At 43.3% G+C, this 6706-nt stretch carries 7 protein-coding genes, 1 tRNA gene and 1 pseudogene; 4 read left to right on the forward strand and 5 right to left on the reverse strand.

The window, feature by feature from the left end; all coding sequences use genetic code 11:
* The 3 genes and pseudogenes from VJL_RS26010 to VJL_RS26020 all read right to left on the reverse strand — a co-directional run.
* Positions 1 to 529 (reverse strand): annotated as a pseudogene (locus tag VJL_RS26010) (oxaloacetate decarboxylase); the annotation flags it as partial.
* Positions 530 to 562: 33 nt separating this feature from the next.
* A complete protein-coding gene (locus tag VJL_RS26015) occupies positions 563 to 820 on the reverse strand; it encodes an oxaloacetate decarboxylase subunit gamma (protein WP_038870443.1) in 258 nt (85 codons plus the stop codon).
* A 467-nt stretch (positions 821 to 1287) separates the two neighbouring features.
* Positions 1288 to 1929 (reverse strand): helix-turn-helix transcriptional regulator, encoded by a 642-nt coding sequence (locus tag VJL_RS26020; RefSeq protein ID WP_038870444.1) that lies wholly within the window; start codon positions 1927 to 1929, stop codon positions 1288 to 1290.
* Between the two features lie 574 nt (positions 1930 to 2503).
* Between VJL_RS26020 and VJL_RS26025 the strand changes: the two genes are divergently transcribed.
* The 4 genes from VJL_RS26025 to VJL_RS26040 are packed head-to-tail and all read left to right on the forward strand — an operon-like array spanning position 2504 to position 5240.
* Positions 2504 to 3631 (forward strand): hypothetical protein, encoded by a 1128-nt coding sequence (locus tag VJL_RS26025; RefSeq protein WP_038870445.1) that lies wholly within the window; start codon positions 2504 to 2506, stop codon positions 3629 to 3631.
* Between the two features lie 19 nt (positions 3632 to 3650).
* The gene (locus VJL_RS26030; RefSeq protein ID WP_038870446.1) at positions 3651 to 3974 is read left to right on the forward strand and encodes a hypothetical protein; all 324 of its coding nucleotides are present in this window, start codon (positions 3651 to 3653) and stop codon (positions 3972 to 3974) included.
* Between the two features lie 8 nt (positions 3975 to 3982).
* Positions 3983 to 4660 (forward strand): C39 family peptidase, encoded by a 678-nt coding sequence (locus VJL_RS26035; RefSeq protein WP_005534088.1) that lies wholly within the window; start codon positions 3983 to 3985, stop codon positions 4658 to 4660.
* A gap of 13 nt (positions 4661 to 4673) precedes the next feature.
* The gene (locus VJL_RS26040) at positions 4674 to 5240 is read left to right on the forward strand and encodes a hypothetical protein (protein WP_010643222.1); all 567 of its coding nucleotides are present in this window, start codon (positions 4674 to 4676) and stop codon (positions 5238 to 5240) included.
* Between the two features lie 73 nt (positions 5241 to 5313).
* Here the strand turns inward: VJL_RS26040 and VJL_RS26045 are convergent, their stop codons facing one another.
* Both VJL_RS26045 and VJL_RS26050 read right to left on the reverse strand, forming a co-directional pair.
* Complete coding sequence (locus tag VJL_RS26045; RefSeq protein ID WP_038882253.1) at positions 5314 to 6309, reverse strand: transporter; 996 nt, start codon at positions 6307 to 6309, stop codon at positions 5314 to 5316.
* Between the two features lie 189 nt (positions 6310 to 6498).
* Positions 6499 to 6575 (reverse strand) — tRNA-Arg (locus tag VJL_RS26050).
* Between the last annotated feature and the right edge of the window lie 131 nt (positions 6576 to 6706).

A 6706-nucleotide genomic window follows, 5' to 3' on the forward strand; every position in this document is an offset into this window, starting at 1 on the left:
TGTCTTTGATACACAGAGAGTGACAACCGAGGTCTTCTAAGCGTTTTGCTAAATCCACCCACGTCTCTGTGTTATGCACTGGGCTGGTCGTGTAAGACAGCGTACCCTGAGCATGTGCACCAACATCCACAGCAGCCTTAACAGCCGTTTGAAAGTTTCGTACGTCATTCATTGCGTCGAAAATACGGAACACATCCATTCCGTTAACGTGTGCACGCTCAACAAACTTCTCTACTACGTCATCAGCATAATGGCGGTATCCTAAAAGGTTTTGACCACGAAGTAGCATTTGCATCGGCGTGTTTGGCATTGCTTTTTTTAACTCACGTAGACGCTCCCATGGGTCTTCTCCCAGAAATCGAATACAAGAATCAAAAGTTGCGCCACCCCAGGTCTCTAATGACCAGTAACCAACTTTGTCCAATTCCGCTGCGATAGGCAGCATATCTTCGATACGCATACGCGTAGCAAACAGTGATTGATGGGCGTCACGAAGGACCACATCCGTAATAGCTAGTAGTTTAGACATGCTCTTAAACTCCTTTTTAATCCTATCTTTCGGCTACTTCGCGACAGAGGCGCGATGTTTATGAATCGCCGCCGAAATCGCCGCCACTACTTGTGGACTAACAGCTGAAGAGGTTGATTGAACGTTGGTGCGTGTTTTTGGTGCTGCGATCGGCTCAGGTACTTCTTCTGGTACCAATCTCGACAAAAGCCGAACGAGATAAACTAGAATGGTGAGGAAAATAAATACGACCGCCATCCCTGTTAGCATCAGGGTGGCCGCATCTACTAGCAGGCTTCCTATATTCGTCATGTTGCTTCCTTTCTTTGTCATCCTGACAATGCGCAGGACTCTAATAGCGTCAAATCCCGACCAATGGATTATCTCGATTGGTTAAATTTTGTCAATTTTGTTTAAGGAAGCTTTTAATTAATCTTTAATATTGATTATTTATTCACTACCCAGATCACAATTCGAGAGAAAATCATCGTTGAACATAAGAATGTTTAACTTATAACCACACTAAATTAAAGTGATTATAAAAACTGCGATTGGTATTTCAAAAAATCAATCTAAATGAAGGCAGAAAATAAAATAAAAACAGAAACCTATGTCGATTTAACCAAATTAAAACAACTGATTTACAATTTATTTCTTAAGTAATCACACCAAAAGTAAAATGCGAATAAGGTGATACGAGCAAAGGTTTGCCCCTCGGGTTGTGAAACTAGCCGCTCTTGAATGAGCTTATGATTATTTACGCATTCTTTTTTGAGTACTTATTGTGCGGTTAACCCCCCGTTCATCCGCACTATCTTGATAGCATCATGACGGCAATGTACATCCAATTTCTTGTACAACTTATAGATATGGCTTTTCACCGTACTCTCTGACAAAAACAACTGTGAAGCGATCTGCTGGTTTGATATTCCATAAGCCAGCAACTCTAAAATTTGCCTCTCACGACTGGTTAGCGAATCATGTTGGCATTCCATCGAAACATTCGAGTGTCTGTAGTTGTTGATTAACGTTTCTAAATACACCCTTGGTAACCACAATCCTCCTTGAAATATATATTCCACACTCTCGCTTATGTGGGACACAGAAGCACTTTGTAGCAAAATGCCTTTAAGTAGCTTCCATCGCAACAATTCATTTTCAACGCTCTCGCTTGGTACGTTATGAATCATTAGCGGCCAACCGAATAAATCAAAATCCGGGAGCAAACCTCTGGATTCAAGTCGCCTCATAAAGTCATAGTCAATAAACACAAGATCGATGCTCATGGTATGACTGCGAAAGACGGCCTCTTCTGGTAAACACGTTCTGACTTTTACATCAGGTGCGATTGATAATTGCCCCTCTATTAAACTGGTTTGAAGATTATTCTCCGCTAGAAGGAGAAGATGTTTGGTTCCCATAGTATCCACCACTGTTTGCTGACACCTTTACTACCTACCTCCATGTGCCAGTGTTTTCTGATCACCACATTGATGATCAATAAAATTATCAATAGAGAAAATATAGCAGTTCAGGCTGACTTTACGGGCACACCTACGACGTAAAATAACCAAAAGGATTGAGCATTTTTAAATGTAGAGTCGACACCTTTCCACCCAACCTAATTTAACTGCTTGTTCTTACTGACACCTTCAATTCAGGGGTCTAAACATCGACTTAACCGCTGGGATTTTAGGCTGAGTCATCTGATGAGCAAAAACCTACTTTTTCAGCCTTATTAGTCAGATATTTTCATACTTGAAGCACCCTAATGAGAGCTATTCTCACTAAGTTGATGATAAAAATTAGCTTTTATCAGTAAGCCAACTAGCTTCTATTCTTCATTCAACTCACTACTGATAGTTTTCTCATTCATAAGAAACGCCCCCAAAAACCCTTACCTATAATTCTCTCGCTTCCGCAGTTAAGGAGGCAGCAAGAAGTTTACGTGCAGTCATTTTTAATTAGGAAATATCAGGAAATGGAGTAATCAACATGACTCTTAACAAAACAGGGCTTGCTATCGCAATGTCAGCGATTCTTTTTAGTGGTTCAGTATTAGCTGCTAACGGTATTGATGATGGCGATGACAATAAGCAATGGACGAACAGCGCAAACACGGCAACACAAACCACTACACAAACGAACAGCAGCACAAATGACGCCAGCAGTGCTGATGCAAATACAAATCGTAGTTACAACAACAACAGTACGAATAATGCGAACGACAGTTCTGATTCAAGCATGAACACGACTCGGAGTAACAACGACAACAGTGATAACAGCGACAGTAGCAATGCAAGTACTAACGGTAGCTACAATAACAGTAGTACCAACAATGCGAATGACAATTCAGATTCAAGCATGAACACCACGCGTAGTAACAACGACAACAGTGACCACAACGCGAGTACCAACCAAAGCAATAATGACAACAGCAGTAGCTATGCGAACGATAACTCCAACTCAAGTACGAATGGCAGTTACAACGACAACAGCGATAACCGTGACCAAGCAGACTACCGAGATCAATCAGATAACCGTGACCAAAGCGATAGCAGCGACAACAGCAGTAGTTACGCAAACGACAACTCTGATTCCAGCATGAACACTACACGTAGTAATAACGACAATAGTGATTCAAGCACAACCACTCGTCGTAGTAACAACGATAACAGTGATTCAAGCGTTAATGACAGCAACAACGACAATAGTGACAACCGTAGTTACGCTGACAATAACTCGGACAATCGTGATCAAAGTGATAATCGTGATCAAAGCGATAACCGAAGCTACGCGAACGACAACAGCGATAGCAGCACAAACGATAGCTACAACGACAACAGTGACTCAAGCACAACTAACACGGACAGCTTCAACCAAATCAACATGGATACAGATATGGTCGTAGCAAACTCGGAAGTGATGGGGCAAGTTCACTCAGCATCGGTCACTTACGATGCAGGAGAGAAAGACGCAAAAGTGAAAGTTGAAAACGTGAATAACCTTGGCGGTTTAGATAGTGCTGCGGGTATTACAACTGTGGCACAAAATGCCGGAGCGAACTCACTGATTCAACAGTCTGTTGCTACCAATGCCAGTGTGTTTACCGGTGGTGAGTAAAGGAAGCTAGGAGAAAGCGATGCGTTTGGCACTGTGTACCTTGGGTATGATAGTTGCTTTTTCCGCACACGCAGAAGACATAACGTTATCTGATGAAAGTGTCAGTCTAGAAACAATGAATGAAGCACGAGGTGGCCAGAATGTTGAGCTAGACCTTGTTTATGCAGAATCAGATGTAGATGGCATTTCTTCAGATAACGTAGCGACCAATACCGTGAGCGGAAACAACATACTCTCACCAGGAGCGTTCGCAGACAGTTCAGGGATATCGAGCGTGATTCAGAATACTGGTAACAACGTTCTAATCCAGAACTCAACCGTCGTTAACCTGACACTCAAGTAAATATTGATATGAAAGTTTGGCAAAACTTACCTTGGCTGTTGCTGGCTCTGTCAGCTTCAGCCAATTCATTGGAGTTTCTCCCTCATCGGGGACATTTTTCTGTACCTGTTAAAAGCTACAAAGAAATCGTATTTGGTGATGTATTTCGTCAACAGTATGATTTCAGTTGTGGTTCAGCAGCACTAGCCTCTCTATTGACCTATCACTATCAAACCCCTTCGTCAGAACAAGATATTTTTAAAAGCATGTACGACAAGGGAGATAAAAAGAAGATCAAAGAGAAAGGCTTTTCACTACTAGACATGAAAGTTTACCTCGATTCCATTGGACTTAACTCAGACGGCTTTCAAGTAGGATTAGAAAAGATTCGCAATGTAGGGGTCCCAGGGATCACACTCGTCAATTTTGATGGTTACATGCACTTCGTGGTGATCAGAGGAATGAACGCAGACTCCGTGATCTTAGGCGATCCATCTCGGGGCACCATGATCATGAAATACGAAGAGTTCCAGAAATACTATCAAGGGATTGTGCTTCTAATCCGTAACGAAGCTGAAGTTGGTCGATCTGGTTTTATTACTGACGATAAGTTTGCTATTTATCATTCCTCTCCCCTAGAAAGCGGTGTGCAAAGAGATTCTCTCGGTGTGTTTAGCATTACGCTCCCCGTCGCTGGAGAGAACTAGATGAGGTGTGGTTATGAGGCTATCTAAGTGGATTCTGACATGCGGTGTTTTGACTTCGACACTTTCTCTAGCGAATGAAGTGGATCTAACGGGGTTAACCCCACTTCCACCGAATTCGTTGTCCGAACTTCGTGGTGGCTTTCAAGTCACTGACGATTACATCATCAACATCGGATTAAGTATTACCACCACAATCAATGGACAAGATATCCTAAATACCACCATTGCCAATTTAGTTATTGAGAATGGCCACCTTACCAATATTAGCGGCAGCAATAGCTCAGATGGTCTAGGTAACCCTCTCGATCAAGGCATCGTCAACATCATTCAATTTGGCGAAGGCAACTTTATAAGTGATAACCGCGCAAACTCACCAGATGTGACGAACCCGAATCAACCAAATATCATTAGCTCAGAATTCATCAATTCCAGCATCATCAACATCATTCAAAACACCACAGATAACAGTGTGATTGGTTTAAGTACACTGGTCGACATCGATGCGCAAGTGAGTGGCGTAATGCAACAAATTCGTGCAAACCAGCAACTAGAAGACGCACTGTTGAATCACCTCCAATAATTGCCCACAAGAAGCGCTTGTACAAAAAGGGGCTGTCATCACAACAACCCTTAAATTCCTCTGTATTCATCTACTACAGATTAAATGGCACACGAATCGTTAATTGAAAATCTGGGGTATCTTCGGTTAATCCAGCTTGCGCACTTACGTTGAGCGATGCTCTAGGGCTAAAGGCATAATTAACACCAAACGTCAGTGCATCCAATTGAAGTAACTTCGCGTCATCAGCCGAGCTGCCGTTCACTTTACTTTTCAAAATCGTTTTGTGGCTTAACCCTAACGAAAAAGACAAGTCTGGATTGACGGCAAAGCCCATCCCTCCCGCTAACGCAATGGTATCACCAAGATCAACGTCTGCTTTGGTATCTCCAACAGTAACATTCTCTTCCAAGTTATAGATGTAGCTCAGGCTTGCATACAGCACCGCTGGGTCTGTTGGGTAGATCATTGAAATGTTGGGTTCAAAACTCCAAAAACCAGATCCCGTCGGCACATCACTAAAGGAATTACTGCCTTCGTCTATAGAAACATCGTAAGGCGAACGCCCAGTATCGGATTTGACTCTTAAACCACCGACCCAATAAGGTGCACTATCAAAATTAAACTGGTGGCGAATCGCAAGCTCAACATCTCCCATCCCACCACCATCGATTGTTGTATTGACCACGTCAGCATTCGAACCGTCCTGAATAGGGCGCGTTGCAATCTGGTCGTTTCGATAAACGTAGGGTAACCGAACCTCCAATTCCGTAGCGTTGGTCAAACCATAGCGAGCGGTTAAGCCAACCGTAACTGTAGTTCTATCAGCATCACTGACCTCAATTCGTCCCACGATCAACGTTGGTAACACGGTATAACCAACCACAGAGACCTTATTTGAAGAGTTTTGCGTGTAGCTGAGTGATGTGTCGAATGACCACTGTCCTCGCGGCGTGAGCACTCCTGGGCGGTCTATAACATCACTGACGGTCTGAGCCCGTTGAGGAATATCATCGCCTTCCGAGCTATTTGCGGTTTGAGCTACACATACCAACCCAAGAGTGCAGCCAATCAGAGTCTTCCCTAACATCGAGTAATCCTTTCTTGTGGCGGTTATAAACGATTAGGTTAGATCTGAAGGTTTAGCAATGAGTTGATGGCAAGAAGTCGCACAATCTTAAAACAGAAACGCTGGAATGACTGAGGACAGTATCGATAAGAAAGGGGCCAGTTCTCAGATACAAAAAAGCCCCGCATAAGCGAGGCTTTTTCTAAAGAGTGGCGCGTCCTGGAGGATTCGAACCTCCGACCGCCTGGTTCGTAGCCAGGTACTCTATCCAGCTGAGCTAAGGACGCACGGTTTTTGATATCAGTATTCCCAATATCAGGAGTTCATTAAGAAACCCTAAAGAGTGGCGCGTCCTGGAGGATTCGAACCTCCGACCGCCTGGTTCGTAGCCAGGTACTCTATCCAGCTGAGCTAAGGA

The sequence above is a fragment of the Vibrio jasicida CAIM 1864 = LMG 25398 genome (assembly GCF_000400365.1).
In the GTDB taxonomy this organism is placed as follows: Bacteria; Pseudomonadota; Gammaproteobacteria; order Enterobacterales; family Vibrionaceae; genus Vibrio; species Vibrio jasicida.